Origin of the sequence: Pseudomonas sp. NPDC089406 (genome assembly GCF_044900265.1) — a bacterium.
GTDB classification, from domain to species: domain Bacteria; phylum Pseudomonadota; class Gammaproteobacteria; order Pseudomonadales; family Pseudomonadaceae; genus Aquipseudomonas; species Aquipseudomonas fakonensis.
Genome location: NZ_JBJDNC010000067.1, coordinates 1 through 25,214 on the forward strand (window position 1 = coordinate 1; position 25,214 = coordinate 25,214).

Sequence of the window (25,214 nt, forward strand, 5' to 3'; positions counted from 1 at the left end):
CGTAGGGGGCCGGATGATGGGAGCAGGCGGTTTTTGGTTACTTTTTTCCAAGAAAAAAAGTAACCCGCCGTAAGGGCGGAAAGGTGACGAAAAGCGCATATTGTCCACGAATGCGCATACATCTACCAAAGCAATCACCCTAAAAACCCGAACCCGAACCCGAACCCGAACCCGAACCCGAACCAAAAATCAGATCAAGGCTCAATCCCAGCCGTCCCACCACTCAACTTCGGCTGCCGATAAAGATCCAGCAACACCTGATCCAGTACCTGCGAAGCCCCCCAAGGCTTGGGGTCATTGAGAATGGCCGCCACCGCCCAGGTATGCCCGTTACTGTCCCGGCTGAAGCCGGCAATCGCCCGCACGGTATTGAGCGTACCGGTCTTGATGTGCCCCTCGCCGGTCATGGCCGTGCGTTTGAGGCGCTTGCGCATGGTCCCGTCCATACCCACCAGCGGCATCGAGCTGATGAACTCGGCGGCATACGGGCTCTTCCACGCCGCCTGCAGCAGCGCTGCCATTTCCCGGGTGCTGACCCGCTCGGCACGGGACAGCCCCGAGCCATTCTCCATCACCAGGTGCGGCGCGGTGATGCCCTTTTTCGCCAGCCACTGGCGCACAACGCGCTGGGCAGCACGGGCGTCATCGCCGTCGGCATCGGTGCGGAACTGCGCACCAATGCTCAGGAACAGCTGCTGGGCCATGGTGTTGTTGCTGTACTTGTTGATGTCGCGAATCACCTCCACCAGGTCCGGGGAGAAGGCGCGGGCCAGCAGGCGCGCCGACTTCGGCACGTCCTCGATGCGGTCACGCCCCTGGATGCTGCCACCCAGCTCGTTCCAGATCGCGCGCACGGCACCGGCCGCGTAGGTCTGGTGGTCGAGCAGCGACAGGTAGGTCTGCGAGTTGCAGCCCTCACCGAGCTGGCCGCTGACCGTCACGCTGATGCCGTCGGCCTGTTGCACCGGGTTGTAGCGCACGTCGCCCGCGCACTGCTTGCCGGCCACCGCCTTGACCTGGTTGTCAATGCGGATGCTGGCGATCGGCGGCTCGACCGACACCACCACCTTGCCGCCGTCGTTGCGGGCGACGAAGCGCAAGGCCTTGAGGTTGACCAGCAGCGAGTCGGGCTTGACCAGGAAGGGTTTGTTCTCGTCGCCGCCATCGTCATCGAACTGCGGCAGGTTGGGCTGCACGAAGTGGCTGCGGTCCAGCACCAGGTCGCCGGTTACCGTGCGTACGCCGTTGGCGCGCAAATCACGCATCAGCAGCCAGAGCTTTTCCATGTTCAGCTTGGGGTCGCCGCCGCCCTTGAGGTACAGGTTGCCGTTGAGCACACCGTTGCTCAGCGTACCGTCGGTGTAGAACTCGGTCTTCCACTGGAAGGTCGGGCCCAGCAACTCCAGCGCGGCGTAGGTGGTGACCAGCTTCATGGTCGAGGCCGGGTTCACCGACACATCGGCGTTGAACACCGTGGCATTGCCGGGGCCATCGAGGGGCAGCATCACCAGCGACAGTGCGGTGTCCTGCAGTTTGTTCTTGGTCAGGGCCTGCTGCACCTTGGGCGGCAGGCTGGTGTTGACGGCGGCGGCCTGGCTGGTGAGAGAGAAGGGCAGGAACAGGCCGGCGAGCAGCAGTGGGCGAAGCGTCTTGATCATAAATATGAATACCCTGCAGGCGAGGGAAAAGGGTAACGGGGCTGTAAGAAATGGTGGCCCCAGGTCGAAATATAGTGGGCATTATGCCCCAAGCGCAGCGTACATGGGCCTTGTTCGATGGAAATGCGCCCTTGTAGCGCGGAAACTGGTAAAGTGCCGCCCGTAAATACTTGAGAGGATTGTTTCATGGCTACCAACCGTTCCCGTCGCCTGCGCAAAAAACTGTGCGTGGACGAATTCCAGGAGCTGGGTTTCGAACTGAACCTGGGCTTCAAGGAAGACCTGTCCGATGAAGCCATCGATGCCTTCCTCGACGCCTTCCTGGCTGATGCCATGGATGCCAACGGCCTGGACTACGTCGGCGGCGACGACTTCGGCCTGGTTTGCCTGGCCAACCGCGGCTCGGTCAGCGAAGAGCAGCGCGCCACCGTTGAAGCCTGGCTCAAAGGCCGCAGCGAACTGACCAACATCGAAGTCAGCCCGCTGCTGGACGCCTGGTACCCAGAGAAGCCGATCAACCCGGCTTCCTGATACACCTGCCGGCACGCCCTTGCAGCGTGCCGTGTCAGTTGCCCTCGGCCAGGTGCCTGGCCAGGGCATTCTCCACACGGCGCATGTGCCGTGCCAGTGCCTGGCGGCGAGCTTTCGCAGCGCTGACCGGCAACCCCGCCTGCTGCAACGCCTCGCAGGCCGCAATCAATGCTTTCGCTTCCAGCATCCGCGCGGCGCTGAGGATCTTGTGTGCCTGCGCGGCCAGGGCTTCGCCTGCCTGGTGCGGGTCGATGGCCATGAGAATGTCCAGGTCCTGGCGCAGGCTCATCTGCAGGGTGTCGAGCAAGCGCTTGCGGTCGTTGGCATTGTTACCGGCGATGGCGCGCAGACTTTTGAGGTTGTAACAAGGCGGGCGCGGGCTGCCAGCTGGCCCCTTCTGGCCCAGGGCTGTCAGGCATTGGCCAAGCAACTCCAGGCCGATGGGCTTCAACAGGCAATCGTTCATTCCCGCGTCCAGGCACTGTTGGCGCACCTCAGGCTGGGCGTTGGCGGTGTAGCCAAGCATCACACAGGGTGTTCGGCCATGCAGATGTTCTTCATGGCGCACGCTTCTGGCCAACTCGTAACCATTGAGCTGTGGCATGTTGCAGTCGACGATCAGCACATCGAAACGACCCTGGCGCCATTTGCGCAGCCCTTCGCGGCCATCGCTGGCGCTGTCTTGGCGTACCCCCAGGTAAGCGAGCTGACGGGTTATCAATTGCAGGTTGGCAGGGTGGTCGTCGATCACCAGCACCTGGAGGTTGCCGTTGGGGCGCTTAATCTCGGCCGCAGTGGCGGGCGGGTCGATGGCCGGCACGACACACTGCAGCGGCATCACCAGCCGTACCCGGGTACCCACGCCTTGCAGGCTCTGCAGGGTCATCTCGCCCCCCATCATCGCGCACAGGTTGCGGCTGATCACCAGGCCCAGGCCACTGCCTGCCCGGGCGCCGTCACTGGCGGGGTTGGCCTGTACGAACGGGGTGAACAGGCGCTTGAGGTCGTGTTCATGGATACCGATGCCACTGTCACGTACTTCCAGTTCAAGGGTGGTGGCAGCCGGGTCGCCGTCTAACAGCAATTTGGCAGCAATGCGCACCTGGCCCTGCTCGGTGAATTTGATGGCATTGCTGACCAGGTTCGACAGCACCTGCTTGAACCGCAGCGGATCGAGCAGCGCATGGCAGCGGGCCTCTTCGGCAATCACTATGTTGAGGGACACACCCTTGTGCCGTGCCAGGCCATCGAATACGCGGCCTACGGATTCGATCAGGGCGGCAAGGTCGACCGGTTCGGGCGCCAGCGACAGGTGCCCGGACTCGATGCGGGCGATATCCAGGATGTCGCCGATCAGGGCCAGCAGGTCCTTGGCCGAATGATGGGCGACTTCCAGCGCGGGGCGGTCCGGTTGCCCCTGATCGGCACTGCGCAGGGCAAGCTCGAGCATGCCGATCAGGGCATTCATGGGGGTGCGGATTTCGTGGCTGATGGTGGCCAGGAAGGTGCTTTTGGCGCGGTTGGCGTCATCGGCCTGCTGTTTGGCCAGGCGCAGGTCCTGGACCAGCGCCCGACGCTCGCTGATATCGACCCAACCGCCGATGATGCCCTGCATTTCCCCCAGCGAGTCGCGGTAGGGCAGGATCCAGTGGTAAATCATCAACTCCCTGTTCTTCAGTTTGAGCGGTCGGTCGAGGATCAGCGGGCGGCCCTCGTCCATCACCCGTTGGTAGTCGTCCTGGATCTGCTGCACATATTGGCACTGGCTGAAACGGGTGTCCTGCAGGCGCTTGCCGATGAGCCGTTCACGGCTGGCACCGACTGCCTGCAGGTAGCTGTCGTTGCAGCTCTTCAAGCGCCCCTCGCGATCACGCACGTACATCGGATGGGGCGTACCGTTGAGCAGGGCACCCATGAATTCCAGCTGGTCGTTCAACGCGCGTTCGGCCAACTGGCGCTGCTTGATCTGGCGACGCAGGTGGGCATTCCAGGCCAGTGCCAGCACCAGCAGCACGGCGATCACTGCGACCACCTGCAAGATGATGCGCCTGTAGTTGCGCCAGTAGGTGTCGTCGAGCACCTCGTGGTCACGCCAGCGGCTGTTGATTACCCCCAGTTCCTCGGGTGAAACGCTCAACAGCGCCTTGTCGAGTATCGATGCCAGTTCACGCGCCTGCGGGCTGGTGGCCATGGAGAAGGTGGCAGGTTCTGTGCCGACGGTACTGCGGATCACCAGGCGGGCATCGCTGGCCAGCATGTGGTTGGCGTCGATGAGCGTTGCCACGGCGGCGTCCACGGCATTGCTGGCGAGCAGGGCCATGGAGTAGTAGGTGCTCTCGGTCGCCACCTGGTGGATGTGCGGGTAGTGGCTGGCCAGCAGGGCGGCCACGCTGCTGTCGCGTGGCACGGCGACCCGTTTGCCGGCCAGCTCGTCGAGGTTGCTGGGTTGCTCGTTGCCAATGCGGCTGACCAGCACATAGGCGCTTTCCAGGTAGGGCCGGCTGACCTGCAGAGCGGCGGCGCTGCGGGTATCGGTGGACAGGGTGGCAATGATGTCGGCGCGGCCGGCGGCGAGCTGGTCGATCATGTCGCCCTCGCCGCTGGCGCGACGGATGTCGAAGCGCAGGCCGGTACGCAGGCGAATCACCTCCAGCAGGTCGGCGACGATCCCGCGCAGGCGCCCGTTGCTGTCGAAGAAGGTCAATGGCGCGGCGGTGTCGTTGACCACCACACGCATTTGCGGGTGCTCACGCAACCAGCCTTCCTCGCGCGCCGTCAATTGCAGCTTGCGGTCAGTCAGCAGGCTGCCGCTGCTGGCGCTCCAGCGCTTGAAGATATCGTTGCGGGTGGTGGCGGGCTGGGCATCGAGGGCCAGGTTGACCAGCGAAAGCAGTACCTGCTGGTCTTGGCGCAGGGCGAAGCTGAAGCCGACCATTTCGTGCTTGCCGAAGTTGGCCATGCGCAAGCGCGGCAGGTGGCCCTGGCTGATCAGGTAGTGGGTGGAGATGGTGTCGCCGATGAACACGTCGGCCTGCTCGAATGCCACGGCATTGAGTGCTTGTGTGGATGACTCGAAGGTCAGCAGCTCGGCACCGGGGTAGCTGGCATGAATTTCCCCAAGGGGCAGGTAGTGGTACAGCATGCTCAGGCGCATGCCCTCAAGGCCGGTGTTCAGCGCCCGGGTTTCATCCTCGCGGGTGACCAGCACGGGTTGGTCGATGGCATAGGGGCGCGACAGCATCAGCCCCGGGGTGACTGCTTCATAGCCGTTGGCACTGCCGAGCAGGTCGATATGGCCGCTTTGCAGGGCGGCGACTGCCGCAGGCCGGCTGGGGAAGCGCTGAACCCTTACCGGCAGGCCCAGTGCGCCGCCCAACAGGCCGGCGTAGTCGGCTGTCAGGCCCTGGTATTCGCGCCCGCCTGTGGTGATGTCGAATGGTGGGTAGTCCGGGGCCGAGGTGCCCAGAACCAGTTCATGGTGGCTGGCGAGCCACTGCCGTTGGGTGGCGCTGAAGGCGGGTGTGACTGTCACCGGTTTCGAGCGGCTCAGCAGGGAGTAGGGCTTGCCTTCATCGATGACTGTGGTGGCAGCCCGGGCGCTATGGCCCAGGCTCAGGCACAGCAGCAAGCAGGCGAGATGCCGTAGGGTCATCGAGTCAGACCAGTGCGTTGCGTTTGGCGACATCGATCAGTTCCACCAGCGTGCCGGCGCGCAATTTCTGCATCAGGCGCTTTTTATAGGTACTGACGGTCTTGTTACTGAGAAACATGCCCCGGGCGATATCCTTGTTGCTGCGGCCCTGGGCAAATAGTTGCAGTACCATCAATTCGCGGTCGTTGACCTGGCGGAACAGTTCGAGCTCGTGGCTGTGTTCGTCCGTGACAGGCTTGAGTACCTGGCTGGGGAAATAGTTATAGCCGGAAAGTACTGCCTTGATGGCACTGAGTAGTTCGCACAGGTCTTCCTGTTTGCAGACATAGCCTGCAGCGCCCAAGTGCATGCAGCGGATGGCAAATAGTGCGGGCGATTGTGCGGTGAGTACCAGCACTTTGAGGGGGATGGCCATGGCCTGGAGACGCGAAAGCATTTCCAGGCCGTCCAGTTTGGGCAGGCTGATGTCGAGAATGACCAGGTCAGGGCGGGTTTCGCGAATCATCTGCATGGCGTCGACACCGTTGTCCGATTCACCAATTACCTGATAAGTCTGGTTTTCCAGCAACATCCGGATGGCCAGGCGGATAACGGGATGATCGTCGACGATAAATACTGAGTGCATGTGCAACATTCCATCGTAGCGAGAGCAGGGGGCACATTAGCTCAGTTGAAAGTCGGCGGGCAGTTGAGCGTCGGCTAAATCCCGTATATGGGAAATGCCTTACACGAAGTGAGAGTGCGTGCTACAAATAATCGGAGTATTCAGCTGTGGGTATGAGTTTTATTGGGGCTATTGTCGAATTTTTCTGTGGGTGTTTAATATATTTTTTTTGAGTAAGAAGTTTCTTACATGCTGGCGGCGGTGACAGCGAATATCGCTGTCACCGCCGTGACCTTCATGTCGGGCTGGAGCGCCCGGTCATCTCGCTGGCCATTTCACTGGCATAGCTGTCGGTCATGCCGGCGATGAAGTCGATCATGCGCAGGAACGCCGCGTGCAGCGAGCCGTTCGGGTCGGGCGCGTTGTTGCCGATCAGGTCCAGTACGCGGCGGCTCTTGAATGACGGCGTACGCCCGCCGTGCTGCTCGAGCGCGGCACCGCAGAAGGTGTTGAGGAGGATTTCCAGCGTGGTGTAGGCGCCGATCTCGTGCAGGGTCTTGCGCTTGTCCTGGAAGATCTTCTTGCGCGCCATGTCCTTGGCTTGCAGCACACAACGTTGCGCCGGGCCGTGCATGTGTTCGACCAGGTCGCCCGGTAGCCGGCCGGCCAGCAGCGCATCCTGCTGTTCGACGAAGGCCAGGGCAGCGGCGTTGGTCAGGTGCTCGATGGCCTTGCCACGCAGGATCGCCAGCTTGCGTCGGCGCGAGTCGCGCGCACCGAGCTGGCGGTAGGTTTCCGGCAGGTCGTCACCCACCAGGTCCAGCAGCAGCGCCTCGACTTCGGCGTACTGCAGCAGGTCCATCTCCAGGCCATCTTCCAGGTCGATGAGGGCATAACAGATGTCGTCGGCGGCCTCCATCAGGTACACCAACGGGTGGCGCGCCCAGCGCTGGTGCTCAAGTTGAGGTATGCCCAGCTTGGTGGCGATCTGCTCGAGCAGCGGCAGTTCGCTCTGGTAGCAGCCGAACTTGTGCTTCTTATAGCCCAGCGCATCGGCGTGGCGGGAGGTCCAGGGGTACTTGAGGTAAGCACCCAGGGTGGCGTAGGTCAGGCGGGTGCCGCCGTCGAACTGGTGGTACTCCAGTTGCGTGAGCACGCGAAAGCCCTGGGCATTGCCTTCGAAATTGAGAAAGTCGGCGCGCTGGTCGTCGCTCATGTCGTCCAGCCAGCCGCGCCCGGCGGCCTGCTGGAACCAGTGGCGGATGGCATCCTCGCCGGAATGCCCGAACGGCGGATTGCCGATGTCATGGGCCAGGCACGCCGACTGCACGATCATGCCCAGGTCACTGGGCTCGCACCAGTCGGGCAGGGCGCCGCGCAGCGTCTCGCCCACGCGCATACCCAGCGAGCGCCCCACGCAACTGACTTCCAGCGAGTGGGTCAGGCGGGTGTGGATGTGGTCGTTGCTGGTGACCGGGTGCACCTGGGTCTTGCGCCCCAGGCGGCGGAAGGCACCGGAGAAGATGATGCGGTCGTGGTCCTTGTGGAAGGGGCTGCGGCCCAGTTCCTCAGGGCTGTACAGGGCCTTGCCCAGGCGTTCGCGGGTCAGCAGGGTGTGCCATTCCAAGGCGCGGTCTCCGTCGTGTGGGTCGGCATAGCTTCCCGCGAGTGGCGCGCCCTTGCAAGGCGCGCCTGGCGCTTACGGGCGACGCTCGGCCCCCATGAACAGGCGGACCAGCGGCACCAGGCGCGTGCCCAGGCGCAGAAGCCGGGCCAGGTTGCCGCTGCGCACGCCCTTGCCGGTGAGAAAGCCCAGCGCCACCACGGCGCCCAAGCCCCACAGCGAGCCGTGCTTGACCCCCATGCCCTCGCCGAACGTACTGCCCATGCCGCGCAGGCGGTGCAGCGGTGCGAGCACCTGCCCGGACTCGTGGCGGATCTGCTGGCGGTGCATTTCCATGCGCAGGCGCAGCAACGCCTTGCGCAGCTCCCGCGGGTTTCGCGTATCGGGTAGTTCCGGCAGGCTCATGGCAGCAGGCGCTCCCTGTCCTTGGCCAGCTCTTCGAGCGTGGCAGAAAATGGCGAGGATTCATCGAACACCGCTGCCTTGAGTTTCAGCCCGCAGTACAGCGCGGCGCAGCTGTAGAACAGGCACAGGCCGATGATGCCGGCCAGGCGATAGCTGTCCCACAGCAGCACCAGCACCAACCCCGACAGCGCGGTCAGCAGCAGCAGGGCGAACACCAGGGCCAGGCCTGCGAACAGCAGCAGGCTCAGGGTGCGGGCTTTCTGCTCCTGCAGCTCGATGCCGAACAGCTCGATGTGGCTGTGCAGCAGGCCCAGCACAGCCGCGCCCAGCCGCCTGCCGGAAGCGCCGGCGCCGATGGCGTCGTTGTCCATGGGCACTCCTCAGCGCTTGGCCAGCAGGCCGATCAACAGGCCGACGCCAGCAGCAATGCCGATGGCCTGCCAGGGGTTTTCCTGCACGTACTGTTCGGCGCTGCCGAGGGCGGCCTGGCCGCGCTGGCGCACCGAGTCCTGGGTCAGTTGCAGGGTTTCGCGGGCCTGGGTGAGGCGGTCGTGGATCTGCTCACGCAGCTCGTCCGCCTGGTCGCCTGCCAGGTTGGCGGTGTCGGCGAGCAGTTTTTCGGTGTCGCGGACCAAGGCCTGGAAGTCAGCCATCAAGATGTCCTGTGCAGTTTTTGCCGATTTGCTGGCCATGGGCCTCTCCCTGTGAATGTGTGTGGCTATTTCGAGTGATCGGGCAGGCCGAAGGTTCAGCACGATGTGCTGGTACAGCCTTTGCTACGGCTTGAGGCGTAGCACCCGCGGGCGCGCCGAAAGCGTGCGTGGCCCGGGCAAATACCGATAAACCTTAACCCAATCCACGACAAACCCAAGAAAAAACCACGTAGGCACCGACCCGCTCACCGAAACGGGGCAGGGGCCTGGCACCGATTCGGTGCAGGGATGCCGGTACTTGAACTGTCATGGTGCCTTTTTGCAGGTCTGCCACTTCATGGAAAACATGCACAGCGCGATGGACTCCCTGGTCCACGGCTCCAATACCCTGTTCATCCTCATGGGGGCCATCCTGGTCCTGGCCATGCACGCCGGCTTCGCGTTCCTGGAAGTCGGCACCGTGCGCCACAAGAACCAGGTCAATGCCCTGTCGAAGATCCTCAGCGATTTCGCCATCTCGGCGCTGGTGTACTTCTTCATCGGCTACTGGATCGCCTACGGCGTGAGTTTTTTCCAGCCTGCCGCCGAGCTTGCCACCGACCACGGCTATGCGCTGGTGAAGTGCTTCTTTCTGCTGACCTTCGCGGCGGCCATTCCGGCGATCATCTCCGGCGGCATCGCCGAGCGTGCGCGGTTTGCCCCGCAGCTGTGCGCCACGGCGCTGATCGTGGCGTTCATCTACCCGTTCTTCGAGGGCGTGGTGTGGAACGGCAACTTCGGCGTGCAGGCCTGGTTGCAGGCGCGCTTCGGTGCGCCGTTCCATGACTTTGCAGGCTCCGTGGTGGTGCATGCCATGGGCGGCTGGCTGGCGCTGGCGGCGGTGCTGCTGCTGGGCGCCCGGCGCGGGCGCTATCGTGAAGGCCGGCTGGTGGCCTTTGCGCCGTCGAGCATCCCGTTCCTGGCCCTGGGGTCGTGGATCCTGATCATCGGTTGGTTCGGCTTCAACGTGATGAGCGCGCAAACGCTGCAGGGCGTCAGCGGGCTGGTGGCGATCAATTCGTTGATGGCGATGGTGGGTGGCACCTTGTCGGCGCTGTGGGCCGGGCGCAACGACCCGGGCTTCTTGCACAACGGCCCGCTGGCCGGGTTGGTGGCGATCTGCGCAGGTTCCGACCTGATGCACCCGATCGGGGCGCTGGCCACCGGGCTGGTGGCTGGCGGGTTGTTCGTCTGGTGCTTCACCGCCGCGCAGAACCGCTGGAAGATCGACGATGTGCTTGGCGTATGGCCGTTGCACGGCCTGTGCGGGGTGTGGGGTGGCATTGCCTGTGGCGTATTCGGCCAGACGGCGCTGGGTGGCCTGGGTGGCGTCAGCCTGGCCAGCCAGTTGCTGGGTAGCCTGGCGGGTGTGCTGGTGGCGCTGGCCGGCGGTTTTGCTGTGTATGGCCTGATCCGCGCGGTACACGGCCTGCGCCTGAGCCACGAACAGGAGTTCCAGGGTGCCGACCTGTCGTTGCACCGCATCGGTGCCACCAGCCAGGATTGATCTAGGCACGATGGGCGGGGCAGACCTAGAATAAGCATCTTTCATCATGCGATTTCGGGTTTGCCCATGCTCCCTGAATGCCAGTTGTTCGGTACCCTCGGGTGCCATCTGTGCGAAGTGGCCGAGGCCGTGCTCATGCCGTTCGTCGACCATGGCCTGTTGGTCGAGCTGGTCGACATTGCCGAAGACGAAGCGCTGTTCGAGCGCTACGGCCTGATCATCCCGGTACTGCGCCGCTGCGACAGCGGCGCCGAGCTGCATTGGCCGTTCGATGCCGAGCAGGTGGTGGCCTTTCTCGGTTGAGCCGCGCATTGACGCAGGCGGGGCTCGCTCCGTATGCTGTATATAAATACAGTATCGAGGTGAAGCCATGCTCAATGTCGAGCAACTCAAGTACAGCATCAACCACATGGCCCCGGAGCGTGTGTGCGACGCCGTGCTGGAACTGCGCCTCGACGGCATCGTCACCGACGAGCAAACGCCCTTTGGCAAGGTGCATTTCAATACCTGCTTCGCTGAGATCGAGGCGCTGTTCCAGCGTGCCGGCTTTCATCGCCCGCTGGATGTGGTCGGCTACCAGGGCCTGAGCTACGCCCTGTTCGATCCCGCCCGTTGGGATGCGGTGCAAGTGCTGCGCTGGCTCAAGGCGCGTTGCGAACCGGCCGGCGAGGCTGGTTGAGGCGCGCCAGACAGGGGATAATGCCCGGCCACCCCCGCCGAGCCTGATGATGACCACGCCCTTCGACCCCGCCCGCCAGCAAGCCAGTACCGTATGCCTGCCGCCTGGCCAGTGGCGCACGGTGCTCGACTGCCTGTGCGACCACTTCAAGGCCATTGGCCGTGAGGTGTGGCTCGACCGCTTTGCCCGGGGCCGGGTGCTCGATGCCCAGGGGCAGGCGATAGCCGCTGAGCTGGCTTACCGCCCGGGTATGCGCTTGCATTATTTTCGCGAAGTACCCAATGAAAAGCCGATCCCGATGGAGGAAGCCATCCTGCATGTGGACGAGCATCTGGTGGTGGCCGATAAACCGCATTTTCTGCCGGTGACACCGACTGGCGAGTACGTCGAGCACACCCTGCTGCGCCGCCTGATCCGCCGCCTGGACAACCCGCACCTGGTACCTCTGCATCGCATCGACCGGCACACTGCCGGGCTGGTGCTGTTCTCGGCCAACCCCGCAACCCGCGGCGCCTACCAGCGGCTGTTCCCCGAGCGGCGCATCGACAAACACTACCAGGCCATCGCCGCAGCCATGCCCCAGCACGCCTTCCCGTTGGTGCACCGCAGTCGCCTGGTGCATGGCGAGCCGTTTTTCCGTATGCATGAGGTAGAGGGGGCCGACAACAGCGAAACCCATGCCTGCGTGCTGGAAAAGAACGGTGACTTGTGGCGCTACGGTTTATCGCCGGTGACCGGCAAGACGCACCAGCTGCGAGTGCATATGACAGCACTGGGGGCGGGGATCTGCAACGACCCGTTCTACCCCGAGCTTGTGGATGAGCAGGACGATTATGCGCGGCCGTTGAAGTTGCTGGCGCAGAGCCTGCGGTTCGACGACCCGCTGACGGGGCAGGAGCGGTATTTCGAGAGTCGGTTGACCCTGGACTGGTAGGCAACCTGTAGCGGCCACATCGCCGGCAAGCCGGCTCCTACAGGGAATGTGATCCTGTAGGAGCCGGCTTGCCGGCGATGGCGTATCAGCGGTTGAAGCGCTCCACCAGCGAGTACTGCGTGCCGGCAGTGCTGGTCAGCTCTTCGCTGAGCAGCGCCGAGCGCTGGGCCTGGCCTGCGGTCTGGTCGGCCAGGTCGGCGATGGTGGCGATGTTGCGGCTGATTTCCTCGGCCACGGCAGTCTGCTCTTCGGTGGCAGCGGCAATCTGGGTGGCCATGTCGGTGATGTTGGCCACCGCCTCGCTGATGCCCACCAGCGCCTGGTCGGCCTCCATCACCCGTTCCACGCCTTCCTGGGCCTGGCGATGGCCGGTTTCCATGGTCTGCACCGCGTTGTTGGCGGTTTGCTGCAGCTTGGCGATCAGGTTGTGGATTTGCCCGGTGGACTCGGCGGTGCGCTGCGCCAACTGGCGCACCTCGTCGGCCACCACGGCAAAGCCGCGGCCCATCTCGCCGGCGCGGGCCGCTTCGATGGCGGCGTTGAGCGCCAGCAGGTTGGTCTGGTCGGCAATGCCCTTGATCACATCGACCACGCCGCCAATCTCGTCGCTGTCCTTGGCCAGCTGGGTGACGGTCAGGCCGGTTTCACCCACCGCCGCCGACAGGCGCTCGATGGCATCGCGGGTTTCGCCGGCGATGTTGCGGCCCTGGCTGGTCAGGCGGTTGGCTTCCTGGGTGGCATCGGCGGTGCGCTGCACATGGTTGGCCACTTCCTGCGTGGTGGCGGCCATCTGGTTGACGGCCGCAGCCACTTGCTCGGTTTCCACGCGCTGGCGCTCCAGGCCCGAGGAACTCTGGTGGGCGAGGGTGTCGGACTGGCGGGCCTGGTCGCTGAGCTGCTCGGCGCTGTCCTGCAGGCGGGTCAGGCAGGTCTTCATACGCGCATCCTGGCTGAGCATGGCCATTTCCAGGCGTGCCTGCACTCCGCGGCTGTCGGTGTACATCTGCGCGATCAGCGGGTCGGAGGTGGTCTGTTCGGCCAGGCGCAGCAGGCGCTTGAGGCCGCGTTGCTGCCAGCCCAGGCCAAGCAGGCCCAGCGGTACGGACAAACCGGCAGCCAGGGCGAAGCCCCAGGAATGGCCGAGCCAGTTGCCGATCAGGAAACCGACCTGGCTGATGAGAATGAACGGCAGCCAGTCCTGCAGCACCGGCAGCCACTTGTCGCGGCGCGGCACCGCCGGCTTGCCCTGGTTGATGCGCTGGTACAGGCCTTCGGCGCGGCGGATCTGCTCGGCGGTGGGTTTGACCCGCACCGACTCGTAGCCGACCACCTGATTGTTGTCGAACACCGGGGTGACGTAGGCGTTCACCCAGTAATGGTCACCCGACTTGCAGCGGTTCTTGACGATGCCCATCCACGGCAGGCCCTGCTTGAGGGTCTGCCACATGTGGGCGAACACGGCTGCGGGCACGTCGGGGTGACGCACCAGGTTGTGCGGCGCGCCCGTGAGTTCCTCGCGGGAGAACCCGCTGATCTCGATGAAGGCATCGTTGCAGTAAGTGATCACGCCTTTGGCGTTGGTGGTGGAGATCAACCGCTGCTGGGCAGGGAAAGTCCGTTCTCTCTGGGTAATCGGCTGGTTGTTACGCATTGGCTGTTCAATCCGCAAGGCTTTCGACGGGTATCGGCAAGCCTCTGGTTTTGTTGAATGAATATTTGACCGGCATTGATCTGGAGCAAAGTGCCATCATCCTGCCTGCGCTAGATGAACGCCACTGTTTGCTGCAAGTTGCTGCCAATATTGCAATTTTTTTTATGAATCATGACAGGTCGGATCATGACCGAATGTTCAGGCCGGGGCCAGCATCGGGTAGGTGAACAAGGTGAAATGCACCAGGTTGACGAACACGTGGCACCACACCGCCACCAGCAGCCCGCCATGGCGGTAGGCCAGGCCGTAGCCCACCCCCGCCAGGGTCGCCAGGTAGAACCACTGCCAGCCAAGGTGCAGGTGTGCCAGGCCGAACAGCACGGACGCGACACCCAGCGCCAGGCCTTCATGCTTGAACAGACGTTCCAGCCCGCCCTGGATGTAGCCGCGAAACAGCAATTCTTCGGTCAGGCTGACCAGCAGCAGGTTGTTTGCCAGCCACATCCACGCCACATCCGGCCAGTTCGGTGCCCAGGCCACCAGCCCCAGTATCCAGGCACTGCCCAGGCAGGCGATCAGGATGAGGGGACGCAGCACGGCAAGGCTCAGCAGCATGCCACGCGGGCGCAGCATGATCAGCCAGGGGCAGGCCAGCAGAATCCACAGGCCGATCAGCGGCTTGTCCAGGTTCAGGCTCATGGAATACGGCGTCGCGCCGCGACTGAGCACCACATTGTCGATGACCTTGGCGCTATGGAAATCGGGCAGCCAGTGCAGGGCCAAGCCTAGGGCGACTACCAGGAATACGCTGTGGCCCAGCGTCTTTTGCCACCGCACGGCGCGTCGGGCCAGCATTGCAGAACCGCAGAGCGCAAGCAGCACGGGCAGGGCGCCCAGGCCTATCTCACCGTGCTTGAGTGCCAGGGCGTAGCCAAGGGTAAACAGAAACAGGGCTATCCAGTACGGCACGGGCATGACGGCTCCTTTTGCTGGGGCCTGGGCGAAGCGATGCGCTCGACATCGCCCCGGCAACCCGGAAGGTTCGCCATGCGAACCGCAGGAGGCGTATTAGGCGGCGATCAGTTGCCGAAGTACATAGTGCAAGATTCCCCCCGACTTGAAGTACTCCACCTCGTTGAGGGTATCGATGCGGCACAGTACTTCGACCTGTTGCCGGCTGCCATCTTCGCGGGTGATGCCCAGGGTCAGGTTCATGCCCGGGTGGATTTGCCCGGCGGACAGCCCCAGCACGTCAATGCGCTCCTTGCCGGTCAGGCCAAGGCGCTTGCGGTCGTCACCGGCCTTGAACTGCAGCGGCAACACGCCCATGCCCACCAGGTTGGAGCGGTGGATGCGCTCGAAGCTCTCGGCCAGCACCGCCTTCACACCCAGCAGGTTGGTGCCCTTGGCGGCCCAGTCACGGCTGGACCCGGTGCCGTATTCCTGGCCGGCGATCACCACCAGCGGCGTGCCTTCCTGCTGGTAGCGCATGGCCGCGTCATAGATCGACAGCTTCTCGCCGCTGGGGATGTGCAGGGTGTTGCCGCCTTCTTCGCCGCCGAGCATTTCGTTGCGGATGCGGATGTTGGCAAAAGTGCCGCGCATCATCACTTCGTGGTTGCCGCGCCGCGAGCCGTAAGAGTTGAAGTCGCGCGGCTCTACGCCCTTTGCACGCAGGTAGCGCCCGGCCGGGCTGTCGGCCTTGATGTTGCCGGCGGGGGAGATGTGGTCGGTGGTCACCGAGTCGCCCAGCAGCGCGAGAACCTGCGCCCCCTGGATGTCGCGAATTTGCGGCAGGGGCCCGGCGATGTCGTCGAAGAATGGCGGGTGCTGGATGTAGGTGGAGTCGTCCTGCCACACGTAGGTGGCCGCCTGCGGCACTTCGATGGCCTGCCATTGGGCGTCGCCTGCGAACACCTCGGCATATTCCTTGTGGAACATGCCGGTGTCGACCTTGGCCACGGCTTCAGCGATTTCCTGCTGGCTGGGCCAGATGTCGCGCAGGTACACAGGCTGGCCGTCCTTGCCGGTGCCCAGCGCATCGGTTGCGAGGTTCGTGCGCACGGTCCCGGCCAGGGCATAGGCCACCACCAACGGCGGCGAGGCCAGCCAGTTGGTTTTCACCAGCGGGTGCACCCGGCCCTCGAAATTGCGGTTGCCCGACAGCACCGAGGCGACGGTGAGGTCGGCATTGGCGATGGCTTTTTCGATGGCTTCGTCCAGCGGGCCGGAGTTGCCGATGCAGGTGGTGCAGCCGTAGCCCACCAGGTCGAAGCCGAGCTGGTCGAGGTAGGGCGTGAGGCCCGCCGCCTGGAAGTACTCGGTGACCACCTTCGAGCCCGGCGCCAGCGAGCTCTTCACCCAGGGCTTGCGCTGCAGGCCCTTTTCCACGGCCTTTTTTGCCACCAGCCCGGCGGCCATCATCACGCTGGGGTTGGAGGTGTTGGTGCACGAGGTGATGGCGGCGATCACCACCGCACCGTCACGCAGGGTGTGGCTCTGGCCTGCGTGGCTGTAGTCGATCTCGCCGGCCTGGTCGGCATTGCCCACCGCCACACCACCGCCGCCTTCGCTTTCCAGGCGGCCGACTTCCTTGGCCAGGGGTTTGGGTTGCAGCTCGATGAAGTGATCGAAGGCCTGGCTGACCTGGCCCAGGGCGACCCGATCCTGGGGCCGCTTGGGCCCGGCCAGGCTGGCCTCGACCTCGGCCATGTCCAGTGCCAGGCTGTCGCTGAACAGCGGCTCCTGGCCGGGCAGGCGCCACAGCCCCTGCTTCTTGCAGTAGGCCTCGACCAGTTGCACGGTCTCATCGGGCCGGCCAGACAGGCGCAGGTAATCGAGGGTCACCGCGTCCACCGGGAAGAAGCCACAGGTGGCGCCGTATTCCGGGGCCATGTTGGCGATGGTGGCGCGGTCGGCCAGCGGCAGGTCGGCCAGGCCGTCACCGTAGAACTCGACGAACTTGCCCACCACGCCCTTCTTGCGCAGCATCTGCGTCACGGTCAGCACCAGGTCGGTGGCGGTGATGCCCTCGCGCAGCTTGCCGGTGAGCTTGAAGCCGATCACCTCGGGGATCAGCATCGACACCGGCTGGCCGAGCATGGCCGCCTCGGCCTCGATGCCGCCCACGCCCCAGCCAAGCACGCCCAGGCCATTGATCATGGTGGTGTGCGAGTCGGTGCCCACCAGGGTGTCGGGGAAGGCGTAGGTGCGGCCATCTTCGTCGCGGGTCCATACCGTGCGGCCGAGGTATTCGAGGTTGACCTGGTGGCAGATGCCGGTGCCCGGCGGTACCACGCGGAAGTTGTCGAACGCGCTCTGACCCCAGCGCAGGAAGGCGTAGCGCTCGCCGTTGCGTTGCATCTCGATGTCGACGTTCTGGCCGAACGCCTGGGCGGTGCCGTAGCGGTCGACCATCACCGAGTGGTCGATCACCAGGTCCACCGGCGACAACGGGTTGATCCGTTGCGGGTCACCGCCGGCCTTTTGCATGGCCGCGCGCATGGCGGCCAGGTCGACCACCGCCGGCACGCCGGTAAAGTCCTGCATCAGCACCCGCGCCGGGCGATACTGGATCTCGCGGTCCGAGCGCCGCTCGCCCAGCCAGGCGGCCAGGGCGCGCAAGTCGTCTCCGCTGACGGTCTTGCCGTCTTCCCAGCGCAGCAGGTTTTCCAGCAGCACCTTCAGCGACATGGGCAGGCGCTGCAGGTCGCCCAGCTTGCCGGCCGCCTCGGTGAGGCTGAAGTAGTGGTAGGTGTGGCCTGCCACCTGGAGGGTCTTGAGGGTTTTCAGGCTATCGAGCGAGGGCATGAACAACTCCTTGTGCTCCGGTGGCCCGGGGATTACTGGTTGGCCGGTGCCACCGCTTCGAATCGGCCCGCACGGCACGGACCTGGTTGAACGGTCAGGTTAGCCCCGTTTACCGGGCCTGACCCTTTTCTGGACCGGTGGGGCGTGTCGCAGGTTCCGATCTTCCTTTATCATTCGCGGCCCTGGCGCCGTCTGCGCCAGTGATGTGGAGTGAAAAATGAATACCCTGTTCATGCATTGCCGGCCCGGCTTCGAGGGCGAGGTCTGCGCCGAAATCAGCGAACATGCCGCCATTCTGGGGGTGCCCGGTTATGCCAAGGGCAAGCCGCAGAGTGCCTGCGCCGAATTCGTCTGCAGCGAACCTGATGGCGCCGAACGGCTGATGCATGAGCGGCGCTTCGCCCAGCTGATCTTCCCGCGCCAGTGGGCCCGCGGCAGTTATGTGGAGCTGCCGGAAACCGACCGCATCAGTGTGCTGCTGGAGCACCTGGCCGAGCTGCCGGTGTTTGGCAGCCTGTGGCTGGAGGTGCTCGACAGCAACGAAGGCAAGGAGCTGTCGACCTTCTGCCGCAAGTTCGAAGTACCGCTGCGCAAGGCGCTGGAAAAGGCCGGCCGGCTGGTGGATGACACCCGCCGCCCGCGCCTGCTGCTGACCTTCATCAGTGGCCGCCGGGTGTTCGTCGGCGTTGCCGAGGCGGACAATTCGGCGCTGTGGCCCATGGGTATCCCGCGCCTGAAATTCCCCCGTGAGGCGCCCAGCCGTTCCACGCTCAAACTGGAAGAAGCCTGGCACCAGTTCATCCCGCGCGAGCAGTGGGAGCAGCGGCTGAACGATGACATGACTGGGGTCGATCTGGGTGCCTCCCCTGGCGGCTGGACCTACCAACTGGTCAAGCGCGGCATGCTGGTCACCGCCATCGACAACGGCCCGATGGCCGAGAGCCTGATGGACACCGGCCTGGTCACCCACCTGATGGCCGACGGGTTCACCTGGAAGCCCAGGCAGACCGTGGACTGGATGGTCTGCGACATCGTCGAAAAGCCCGCGCGCACTGCGTCGCTGATCGACACCTGGCTGGGCGAGGGGCTGTGCCGCGAGGCGGTGGTCAACCTCAAGCTGCCGATGAAGCAGCGCCACGCCGAGGTACGCAAGCTGCTTGACCGTATGGAAGAAGGCTTCAAGGCGCGCAAGGTGAAGGTGTCGATTGCCTGCAAGCAGCTGTACCACGACCGCGAGGAAGTCACCTGCCACCTGCGCCGGCTTGACTTGAAACCGCGTTGAGGCTGATCGCCCCCACAATGAACCCCGAACCCAGCGGAGCCCCCATGACCGATTTCACCCACGACGCGATCCTCGACGCTACCGGCCTGAACTGCCCGGAGCCGGTGATGATGCTGCACAAGCACGTGCGCGAGCTGAGCGCAGGCGGCGTGCTCAAGGTGATCGCCACCGACCCCTCGACCCGCCGCGACATCCCCAAGTTCTGCATCTTCCTTGGCCACGAGCTGCTCGGCCAGCAGGAAGAGGCCGGCACCTACCTGTACTGGATCCGCAAGAAGGCCGACTGAGCCGCCGGCGATCGCGCTACACTGCGCTCCCCAGACAGGAGAGCGCCATGCTGATAGTTGCCGACGAGAATATCCCGCTGCTCGATGCCTTCTTCGCCGGGTTCGGTGAAGTGCGCCGCTACCCCGGCCGGGCCATCGACGCCGCCTGCGTGAAGGACGCCGACGTGCTGCTGGTGCGTTCGGTGACCCGCGTGGACCGGCAGCTGCTGCAAGGCAGCCGGGTGCGTTTTGTCGGCACCTGCACCATCGGCACCGACCACCTCGACCTCGACTACTTTGCCCAGGCGCGCATCCAGTGGAGCAGCGCCCCCGGCTGCAATGCCCGTGGCGTGGTCGACTACGTGCTGGGCAGCCTGCTGACCCTGGCTGAACTTGAAGGCGCCGACCTGAGCCGCAAGGTGTATGGCGTGGTCGGTGCCGGCGAGGTGGGCGGGCGCCTGGTGCGGGTGCTGCACGGTCTGGGCTGGAAGGTGCTGGTATGCGATCCGGTGCGCCAGGCGGCCGAAGGCGGCGATTTCGTCAGCCTCGACACGCTGCTTGAGCAATGCGACGTGATCAGCCTGCACACCCCGCTGCAGCGCGGTGGTGAACACCCCACCTGGCATCTGCTCGATGCCCAGCGCCTGGCGCGCCTGCGCAGTGGGGCATGGCTGGTCAACGCCAGCCGTGGCCCGGTGGTGGACAACGCCGCGCTGCGCGCGCTGTTGCTGGCCCGTGACGATGTACACGCGGTGCTGGATGTGTGGGAGGGCGAGCCGCAGGTGGACCTGCACCTGGCCGACCTGTGCACCCTGGCTACCCCGCATATCGCCGGCTACAGCCTGGATGGCAAGCAGCGCGGTACCGCGCAGATCTATCAGGCGCTGTGCCGGGTGCTGGGCCGGCCGGCCACCGTGCAACTGGCCGACCTGCTGCCGGCCCCGGCGCTGGCGCAGATCGAACTGCACGCCGAGGCCGACCCAGCCTGGGCGCTGGCCACCCTGTGTCGGGCGGTGTACGACCCGCGCCGTGACGATGCCGATTTTCGCCGCAGCTTGAGCGATGACCCGACCGAGCAACGTGCGGCGTTCGACCAGTTGCGCAAGCATTACCCGGTACGCCGTGAAATCGAAGGGCTTGCCGTGCGCCTGCGCGGCGAAGCGCCGCAGCTGGCGCAGGTGGTGAGTGCCCTGGGGGCGGTATTGGCCTGAGCACACAGCCGTCAGGCGCTGTACCTGTAGGAGCCGGCTTGCCGGCGATAGGGCCAGGCCTGCAAACGAGCTAGCCGGCCACTTTTGCGCTGGGGCAGCGGGCCTCATCGCCGGCAAGCCGGCTCTCATAGAACAAACTACAACTCATTGATTTAGCAGGGGGCTGTGGGAGCGGGCTTGCCCGCGAACACCGGCGAAGCCGGTGCCAGACACCGCGTCGCCTGCTTCGCGGTGGTCCGGCACTCCGGCAAGCCCGCTCCCACACGTACCGCGGCGGGCTCGTGCCCAGTTCTCTGCGCGACAGCGCAGCCCGAAGGGCTGGGTGATCTCCTACAGGGTTAGCCTGATGTCCACAAAGCCCATACAGGGTTAGCCTGATACCCACAAAACCCGGGCAAATAAAAACCCGGCGCAAGCGCCGGGTCGCAAGGCATTCTGTGTTCAGCCCTTCTGGACTTTCTTCACCCGGCTCGCTTCGAGCTCTTTGCAGGCTTTCTGGATCATCTGCTCGGTGATCGGCACTTCGCGCCCCTGGGCGTCGATGATCGAACCGCACACCTGGGGTTGCGGGCGCTGGGTGGTGTCGTTGCTGTGTTGCAAGCTCATGTCCTGTCTCCTCATCAGGTTCAAGCTCAAGGGTACTGCGGCGCCATGACTGGCCTGTGACAGCTCCCTGGCGGGCCGTGGCCAATACAGTCCACCAGAAAGCGCGGCAAAGCTCCAGCGGCCCATTAGAACGAATGAGCATAGGTGCCAGCGCTGGCGCGGCAGTCCCTTGATGCGACGTTCACCGTTGTGCGCAGGTTCCGCCAGGGGCGACCAGTGGTAGGCTGGGTGCCCGTTCCCCGTCAGATGCCCGCCACCATGCCCGACCCGGTTTCCCCTCGCCAACGCCGCGCCCTGCGTCTGAGTTGGCAGTTCATCCGCCCGTATCGTCGCCAGGCCCTGTTGGCCTTGCTGGCGCTGGTGGTGACCGCCGCGATCACGCTGTCCATGGGCCAGGGCATCCGCCTGCTGGTCGACCAGGGTTTCATGACCGGCTCGGTGCACCAGCTCAACCAGACCATTGGCTTGTTCATGTTGCTGGTGCTGGCGCTGGCAGTGGGCACCTTCGCGCGCTTTTACCTGGTGTCGTGGATCGGTGAGCGTTGCGTGGCCGATATACGCCGCGCGGTATTCGACCACCTGTTGGGCTTGCACCCGGGGTTTTTCGAGGATAACCGCAGCTCGGAGATCCAGTCGCGGCTGACCGCCGACACCACGCTGCTGCAGTCGGTGATCGGCTCGTCGCTGTCGATGTTCCTGCGCAATGCGCTGATGGTGATCGGTGGGGTGATCCTGCTGTTTGTAACCAACCCCAAGCTGACCGCCATCGTGGTGCTGGCCCTGCCGCTGGTGCTGGCGCCGATCCTGCTGTTTGGTCGGCGGGCGCGCAGCCTGTCGCGGCAAAGCCAGGACCGGGTAGCCGATGTGGGCAGCTACGTGGCCGAGACCCTGGGCCAGATCAAGACCGTGCAGGCCTACAATCACGAAGCACGCGACCGCCTGTTTTTTGCCGATACCGTGGAGGCTGCGTTCGCCGTGGCGCGGCGGCGCATCACCCAGCGCGCCTGGCTGATCACCCTGGTGATCGTGCTGGTACTGGGGGCGGTGGCGGTAATGCTTTGGGTGGGCGGCACCGATGTGATCGCCGGGCGAATTTCCGGGGGCGAGCTTGCGGCATTCGTGTTCTACAGCCTGATCGTCGGCAGCGCTTTCGGCACCCTCAGCGAGGTGATCGGTGAGCTGCAACGCGCCGCTGGCGCCGCCGAACGCATCGCTGAACTGCTGGCGGCGCAGAGCGATATCCTGGCGCCGGCCACGCCTTCGGCCATGGTCCGTGCCGGTGGCGAGATCGAGCTGCGCGATGTGCGCTTTGCCTACCCGTCGCGGCCTGGGGCGGCGGCCATCGATGGCTTGAGCCTGCTGGTGCAGCCTGGCCAGACGGTGGCCCTGGTGGGGCCCTCAGGGGCCGGCAAGTCGACCCTGTTCGACCTGTTGTTGCGCTTTTACGACCCGCAGTCGGGCAGCATCCTGCTCGATGGCCAGGTGATCAGCGAATTGTCACCGGCAGCGCTGCGTGCGCAGTTCGCCCTGGTGGCCCAGCAGCCGGCGCTGTTTCGCGGCACGGTCGAGGCCAATATCCGCTACGGCCGCCCCGAGGCGAGCCTGGCGGAGGTCGAGGCCGCCGCGCGCAGCGCGCATGCCCATGAGTTCATCGCGCAGTTGCCCCAGGGTTACCAGACGCCGCTGGGCGAGGGTGGGGTAGGGCTGTCCGGTGGCCAGCGCCAGCGCCTGGCGATTGCCCGGGCGTTGTTGGTGGACGCGCCGATCTTGCTGCTGGACGAGGCCACCAGTGCGCTGGATGCGCAAAGCGAGCACCTGATCCAGCAGGCGCTGCCGCAACTGATGGCCGGGCGCACCACCTTGGTGATCGCCCACCGCCTGGCCACGGTGCAGCATGCCGATCGCATCGCGGTGATCGACCAGGGGCGGTTGGTGGCGGTGGGCACGCACCGTCAGCTGATCGAAGAAAGCCCGCTGTACGCGCGGCTGGCGGCGTTGCAGTTCAACAGTGATATCGCCTGAATGGTTTCACCCCTGGTGGCGGCAGCTACGGCGCCGTCGGCAGGGGCAGATTGCCTTCAATCTGTAACAATTCTGTAGCAATTGCCTGAGAGTATCTGCCTCAGCTGTTGCGTATGTGCTCGACCTGGCTGCCTTCGAACGATGGCAGCTTTTTTTTGGCCTGCGAACGAGGACAAGGATGTCTTAGTCGGCGCTGCCTCGGCGCGTCGTTCCCTTAATTCCTTGTTCCGAGACCTGCAATGTTGCGTAAATCCCTCCGCGTGCAAATTCTCACCCTGCTGGGCGGCAGCCTGGCGGCGATGTTGCTGATCGCCCTGGTGTGCTTCCAGTTCCTGTCTTCCAGCGTGCGTGGTTATGCCGAGCTGGTGGATGGGCCGCTGCGCGCTTCGCAGCTGATCGACGAGGCCAACCTGCAGTTCAAGATCCAGGTGCAGGAGTGGAAGAACGTGCTGCTGCGCGGCCGCCAACCGGCCGATTTGGACAAGTACTGGCAGCAGTTCCAGGCCCGTGAACAGCAGGTGCAGCAGTTGCTGGGGCAACTGGCCGACAACAGCAGCCCGGCGATGAAGGCGCCGCTGGAGCAACTGCGCGACAGCCACCGGCAACTGGGTGTGGCCTACGAGCGTGGGCGCCAGGCATTCGTTGCCGCCGGTGGTGACCCGGTGGCGGGGGATGCTGCAGTCAAGGGTGTGGACCGCGCTGCCAGCGAGCAGATGAGCGCACTGGTGGAGCAGTTGCGTGCCGATGCCCGTGGCCGCGCCGCAGACATCAGCGCCAACGCCGAGCGCACGGTGTGGCTGGGTGTGCTGGTGATGCTGGGGTCTGCCTTGCTGGTGGGGCTGTTCAGCCTATGGCTGGTGAACCGCAGCCTGGTGGAGCCTATCCGTCAGTTGATCGACTATGTGGCCCAGCTCAGCCAGGGGCGTTTCGCTGCGCGTGTCGACAGCCGCCGCGAGGACGAACTGGGGCGCCTGGCGTTGGCCGCCAACACCTTGCGCGACTTTTTGGCTGACACCGTCGGCCGGCTCAAGGACAACGCAGAGGAGCTGGAAAACGCCAGCGGCCAGCTGCGCAGCATCGCCGGCGATATGGCCAACGGTACCCACGACCAGTTCCAGCGTACCGACCAGGTGGCCACGGCCATGCACGAGATGTCGGCCACCGCACAAGAGGTCGCACGCCATGCTGCCGAGGCGGCGCGGGCAGCGGATGACGCCGACCACAGCGCCCAGGCCGGCGAGCAGGTGATGCAGCAGACCATCGACATCATCGGTGTGGTCAACCGCGAAATTGCCGGCACTGCAGCGGTGATTCGCCACCTGGAGAGCGACAGCACGCGGATCGGCAAAGTGCTGGAAGTGATCCGCGGCATTGCCGAGCAAACCAACCTGCTGGCACTGAACGCGGCCATCGAGGCGGCGCGGGCCGGCGAGGCCGGGCGTGGCTTTGCGGTGGTGGCTGACGAGGTGCGCAGCCTGGCCCAGCGCACGGCGGCGTCGATTGCCGAGATTCACCAGATCATCGAGGCGGTGCAGTCGGGGGCGGTGGAGGCGGTCAAGGCCATCGAGAGTGGCCAGCAGCGCAGCGAGGAGGGGGCCGAGCAGGTGCAGCAGGCGGGGCAGATGCTGCAGCGCATCACCACCGCTGTGGAGGCGATTCGCGACATGAACCGGCAAATTGCCACAGCGGCGGAAGAGCAGACCAGTGTGGCTGAGGACATTTCGCGGAACCTGATCGAGATTACCCGGATTGCCACGGCCAACCAGCAGGCGGTGCAGCATACCGAGCAGGCGGGGCAGCGGTTGCATGGGTTGTCGGGGCAGTTGGGGGAAGTGACGGCTCGGTTGAGTGCTTGAATGTCTGTTAGTTGGTTAGTTGGTTTTGAAAGATATATGCGCATTCATTATTTGTATTGACGCTGATTCACCTTTCCGCCCTTACGGCGGCTCACTTTTTGAAGCATCAAAAAGTAAGCAAAAAATGCTCGCTCCATTCATCCGGCCCCTGCGCTGCGCTCCGGGGTTCCCTCACTCCGGGCTTGCTCCGGGGGTACGCGCCGACGGGCCGTCCCTGGCCCGAT

The 25,214-nt window shown here is 64.6% G+C and carries 21 protein-coding genes and 2 pseudogenes; 12 read left to right on the forward strand and 11 right to left on the reverse strand.

The window, feature by feature from the left end; all coding sequences use genetic code 11:
* Positions 1–194: 194 nt before the first annotated feature.
* Positions 195–1,658, reverse strand: coding sequence for a D-alanyl-D-alanine carboxypeptidase/D-alanyl-D-alanine-endopeptidase (gene dacB, locus ACI2KK_RS27660; protein WP_404671453.1), 1,464 nt, complete (start codon positions 1,656–1,658; stop codon positions 195–197).
* 186 nt (positions 1,659–1,844) lie between these two features.
* On the opposite strand from dacB, the gene ACI2KK_RS27665 reads away from it, so the two are divergent.
* Positions 1,845–2,189 carry a YggL family protein gene (locus ACI2KK_RS27665; protein ID WP_404671454.1) on the forward strand — a complete coding sequence of 115 codons (345 nt, stop codon included), beginning with the start codon at positions 1,845–1,847 and terminating at the stop codon, positions 2,187–2,189.
* A gap of 34 nt (positions 2,190–2,223) precedes the next feature.
* Here ACI2KK_RS27665 and ACI2KK_RS27670 read toward each other — a convergent pair whose 3' ends face one another.
* Complete coding sequence (locus ACI2KK_RS27670; protein WP_404671455.1) at positions 2,224–5,841, reverse strand: ATP-binding protein; 3,618 nt, start codon at positions 5,839–5,841, stop codon at positions 2,224–2,226.
* A gap of 4 nt (positions 5,842–5,845) precedes the next feature.
* A complete protein-coding gene (locus ACI2KK_RS27675; RefSeq protein ID WP_217842526.1) occupies positions 5,846–6,466 on the reverse strand; it encodes a response regulator transcription factor in 621 nt (206 codons plus the stop codon).
* Positions 6,467–6,694: 228 nt separating this feature from the next.
* Here ACI2KK_RS27675 and ACI2KK_RS27680 point away from each other — a divergent pair.
* Positions 6,695–6,754: pseudogene (locus ACI2KK_RS27680) on the forward strand (hypothetical protein); the annotation flags it as partial.
* Here ACI2KK_RS27680 and ACI2KK_RS27685 read toward each other — a convergent pair.
* The 4 genes from ACI2KK_RS27685 to ACI2KK_RS27700 all read right to left on the reverse strand — a co-directional run bounded on the left by ACI2KK_RS27685 (position 6,741) and on the right by ACI2KK_RS27700 (position 9,166).
* Positions 6,741–8,072 carry a deoxyguanosinetriphosphate triphosphohydrolase gene (locus ACI2KK_RS27685; protein WP_404671456.1) on the reverse strand — a complete coding sequence of 444 codons (1,332 nt, stop codon included), beginning with the start codon at positions 8,070–8,072 and terminating at the stop codon, positions 6,741–6,743. The pseudogene ACI2KK_RS27680 and the gene ACI2KK_RS27685 overlap by 14 nt on opposite strands.
* A 72-nt stretch (positions 8,073–8,144) precedes the next feature.
* Positions 8,145–8,474 carry a hypothetical protein gene (locus ACI2KK_RS27690; protein WP_404671457.1) on the reverse strand — a complete coding sequence of 110 codons (330 nt, stop codon included), beginning with the start codon at positions 8,472–8,474 and terminating at the stop codon, positions 8,145–8,147.
* Positions 8,471–8,845, reverse strand: coding sequence for a phage holin family protein (locus tag ACI2KK_RS27695; RefSeq protein ID WP_404671458.1), 375 nt, complete (start codon positions 8,843–8,845; stop codon positions 8,471–8,473). The genes ACI2KK_RS27690 and ACI2KK_RS27695 overlap by 4 nt, the downstream gene beginning before the upstream one ends.
* 9 nt (positions 8,846–8,854) lie before the next feature.
* A complete protein-coding gene (locus ACI2KK_RS27700) occupies positions 8,855–9,166 on the reverse strand; it encodes a YqjD family protein (protein ID WP_217842530.1) in 312 nt (103 codons plus the stop codon).
* Positions 9,167–9,464: 298 nt separating this feature from the next.
* Here ACI2KK_RS27700 and ACI2KK_RS27705 point away from each other — a divergent pair, with 298 nt between their 5' ends.
* From ACI2KK_RS27705 to ACI2KK_RS27720, 4 genes are all read left to right on the forward strand, one after another.
* Positions 9,465–10,673 (forward strand): ammonium transporter, encoded by a 1,209-nt coding sequence (locus ACI2KK_RS27705; protein WP_404671459.1) that lies wholly within the window; start codon positions 9,465–9,467, stop codon positions 10,671–10,673.
* Positions 10,674–10,739: 66 nt separating this feature from the next.
* Positions 10,740–10,976, forward strand: a complete 237-nt coding sequence (locus tag ACI2KK_RS27710; RefSeq protein ID WP_404671460.1) for a glutaredoxin family protein — start codon at positions 10,740–10,742, stop codon at positions 10,974–10,976.
* A gap of 67 nt (positions 10,977–11,043) precedes the next feature.
* The gene (locus ACI2KK_RS27715) at positions 11,044–11,352 is read left to right on the forward strand and encodes a transcriptional regulator (RefSeq protein ID WP_217842533.1); all 309 of its coding nucleotides are present in this window, start codon (positions 11,044–11,046) and stop codon (positions 11,350–11,352) included.
* A gap of 49 nt (positions 11,353–11,401) precedes the next feature.
* The gene (locus ACI2KK_RS27720; RefSeq protein ID WP_404671467.1) at positions 11,402–12,286 is read left to right on the forward strand and encodes a pseudouridine synthase; all 885 of its coding nucleotides are present in this window, start codon (positions 11,402–11,404) and stop codon (positions 12,284–12,286) included.
* Between the two features lie 85 nt (positions 12,287–12,371).
* Here the strand turns inward: ACI2KK_RS27720 and ACI2KK_RS27725 are convergent, their stop codons facing one another.
* The 3 genes from ACI2KK_RS27725 to acnA form a co-directional block, all read right to left on the reverse strand.
* A complete protein-coding gene (locus ACI2KK_RS27725) occupies positions 12,372–13,937 on the reverse strand; it encodes a methyl-accepting chemotaxis protein (protein ID WP_404671461.1) in 1,566 nt (521 codons plus the stop codon).
* 198 nt (positions 13,938–14,135) lie between these two features.
* Positions 14,136–14,912, reverse strand: coding sequence for a lysostaphin resistance A-like protein (locus ACI2KK_RS27730; protein ID WP_404671462.1), 777 nt, complete (start codon positions 14,910–14,912; stop codon positions 14,136–14,138).
* Between the two features lie 93 nt (positions 14,913–15,005).
* Positions 15,006–17,747 (reverse strand): aconitate hydratase AcnA, encoded by a 2,742-nt coding sequence (gene acnA, locus ACI2KK_RS27735; protein ID WP_404671463.1) that lies wholly within the window; start codon positions 17,745–17,747, stop codon positions 15,006–15,008.
* 217 nt (positions 17,748–17,964) lie between these two features.
* On the opposite strand from acnA, the gene rlmM reads away from it, so the two are divergent.
* From rlmM to pdxB, 3 genes are read left to right on the forward strand one after another with little or no spacing between them, the layout of a single operon-like run.
* On the forward strand, positions 17,965–19,029 hold the full coding sequence (gene rlmM / locus ACI2KK_RS27740) for a 23S rRNA (cytidine(2498)-2'-O)-methyltransferase RlmM (RefSeq protein WP_404671464.1): 1,065 nt from the start codon (positions 17,965–17,967) through the stop codon (positions 19,027–19,029).
* Positions 19,030–19,073: 44 nt separating this feature from the next.
* On the forward strand, positions 19,074–19,316 hold the full coding sequence (tusA, locus tag ACI2KK_RS27745) for a sulfurtransferase TusA (RefSeq protein WP_217842539.1): 243 nt from the start codon (positions 19,074–19,076) through the stop codon (positions 19,314–19,316).
* A 47-nt stretch (positions 19,317–19,363) separates the two neighbouring features.
* Positions 19,364–20,506 carry a 4-phosphoerythronate dehydrogenase PdxB gene (pdxB, locus tag ACI2KK_RS27750; RefSeq protein ID WP_404671465.1) on the forward strand — a complete coding sequence of 381 codons (1,143 nt, stop codon included), beginning with the start codon at positions 19,364–19,366 and terminating at the stop codon, positions 20,504–20,506.
* A gap of 441 nt (positions 20,507–20,947) precedes the next feature.
* Here the strand turns inward: pdxB and ACI2KK_RS27755 are convergent, their stop codons facing one another.
* The gene (locus ACI2KK_RS27755; RefSeq protein ID WP_404671466.1) at positions 20,948–21,127 is read right to left on the reverse strand and encodes a PA1571 family protein; all 180 of its coding nucleotides are present in this window, start codon (positions 21,125–21,127) and stop codon (positions 20,948–20,950) included.
* A 243-nt stretch (positions 21,128–21,370) separates the two neighbouring features.
* On the opposite strand from ACI2KK_RS27755, the gene ACI2KK_RS27760 reads away from it, so the two are divergent.
* The 3 genes and pseudogenes from ACI2KK_RS27760 (at position 21,371) to ACI2KK_RS27770 (ending at position 24,990) form a co-directional block, all read left to right on the forward strand.
* Positions 21,371–23,134 (forward strand): ABC transporter transmembrane domain-containing protein, encoded by a 1,764-nt coding sequence (locus ACI2KK_RS27760; protein WP_404671468.1) that lies wholly within the window; start codon positions 21,371–21,373, stop codon positions 23,132–23,134.
* An 812-nt stretch (positions 23,135–23,946) separates the two neighbouring features.
* Positions 23,947–24,057, forward strand: a pseudogene (locus ACI2KK_RS27765) (hypothetical protein); the annotation flags it as partial.
* 228 nt (positions 24,058–24,285) lie between these two features.
* Entirely contained in the window at positions 24,286–24,990 is a 705-nt protein-coding gene (locus tag ACI2KK_RS27770; protein WP_369992142.1) for a methyl-accepting chemotaxis protein, read from the forward strand.
* Positions 24,991–25,214 lie beyond the last annotated feature (224 nt).

What these genes read in the sequence shown, in the direction of transcription:
- ACI2KK_RS27730 (WP_404671462.1), bottom strand. Translation starts at nt 14,912, where the DNA reads ATGCCCGTGCCGTACTGGATAGCCCTGTTTCTGTTTACCCTTGGCTAC.
- rlmM (WP_404671464.1), top strand. Translation starts at nt 17,965, where the DNA reads ATGAATACCCTGTTCATGCATTGCCGGCCCGGCTTCGAGGGCGAGGTC.
- pdxB (WP_404671465.1), top strand. Translation starts at nt 19,364, where the DNA reads ATGCTGATAGTTGCCGACGAGAATATCCCGCTGCTCGATGCCTTCTTC.
- acnA (WP_404671463.1), bottom strand. Translation starts at nt 17,747, where the DNA reads ATGCCCTCGCTCGATAGCCTGAAAACCCTCAAGACCCTCCAGGTGGCA.
- dacB (WP_404671453.1), bottom strand. Translation starts at nt 1,658, where the DNA reads ATGATCAAGACGCTTCGCCCACTGCTGCTCGCCGGCCTGTTCCTGCCC.
- ACI2KK_RS27715 (WP_217842533.1), top strand. Translation starts at nt 11,044, where the DNA reads ATGCTCAATGTCGAGCAACTCAAGTACAGCATCAACCACATGGCCCCG.
- ACI2KK_RS27700 (WP_217842530.1), bottom strand. Translation starts at nt 9,166, where the DNA reads ATGGCCAGCAAATCGGCAAAAACTGCACAGGACATCTTGATGGCTGAC.
- ACI2KK_RS27725 (WP_404671461.1), bottom strand. Translation starts at nt 13,937, where the DNA reads ATGCGTAACAACCAGCCGATTACCCAGAGAGAACGGACTTTCCCTGCC.
- ACI2KK_RS27710 (WP_404671460.1), top strand. Translation starts at nt 10,740, where the DNA reads ATGCTCCCTGAATGCCAGTTGTTCGGTACCCTCGGGTGCCATCTGTGC.
- ACI2KK_RS27720 (WP_404671467.1), top strand. Translation starts at nt 11,402, where the DNA reads ATGACCACGCCCTTCGACCCCGCCCGCCAGCAAGCCAGTACCGTATGC.
- ACI2KK_RS27695 (WP_404671458.1), bottom strand. Translation starts at nt 8,845, where the DNA reads ATGGACAACGACGCCATCGGCGCCGGCGCTTCCGGCAGGCGGCTGGGC.
- ACI2KK_RS27690 (WP_404671457.1), bottom strand. Translation starts at nt 8,474, where the DNA reads ATGAGCCTGCCGGAACTACCCGATACGCGAAACCCGCGGGAGCTGCGC.
- tusA (WP_217842539.1), top strand. Translation starts at nt 19,074, where the DNA reads ATGACCGATTTCACCCACGACGCGATCCTCGACGCTACCGGCCTGAAC.
- ACI2KK_RS27665 (WP_404671454.1), top strand. Translation starts at nt 1,845, where the DNA reads ATGGCTACCAACCGTTCCCGTCGCCTGCGCAAAAAACTGTGCGTGGAC.
- ACI2KK_RS27675 (WP_217842526.1), bottom strand. Translation starts at nt 6,466, where the DNA reads ATGCACTCAGTATTTATCGTCGACGATCATCCCGTTATCCGCCTGGCC.
- ACI2KK_RS27755 (WP_404671466.1), bottom strand. Translation starts at nt 21,127, where the DNA reads ATGAGGAGACAGGACATGAGCTTGCAACACAGCAACGACACCACCCAG.
- ACI2KK_RS27670 (WP_404671455.1), bottom strand. Translation starts at nt 5,841, where the DNA reads ATGACCCTACGGCATCTCGCCTGCTTGCTGCTGTGCCTGAGCCTGGGC.
- ACI2KK_RS27705 (WP_404671459.1), top strand. Translation starts at nt 9,465, where the DNA reads ATGGAAAACATGCACAGCGCGATGGACTCCCTGGTCCACGGCTCCAAT.
- ACI2KK_RS27770 (WP_369992142.1), top strand. Translation starts at nt 24,286, where the DNA reads ATGTCGGCCACCGCACAAGAGGTCGCACGCCATGCTGCCGAGGCGGCG.
- ACI2KK_RS27760 (WP_404671468.1), top strand. Translation starts at nt 21,371, where the DNA reads ATGCCCGACCCGGTTTCCCCTCGCCAACGCCGCGCCCTGCGTCTGAGT.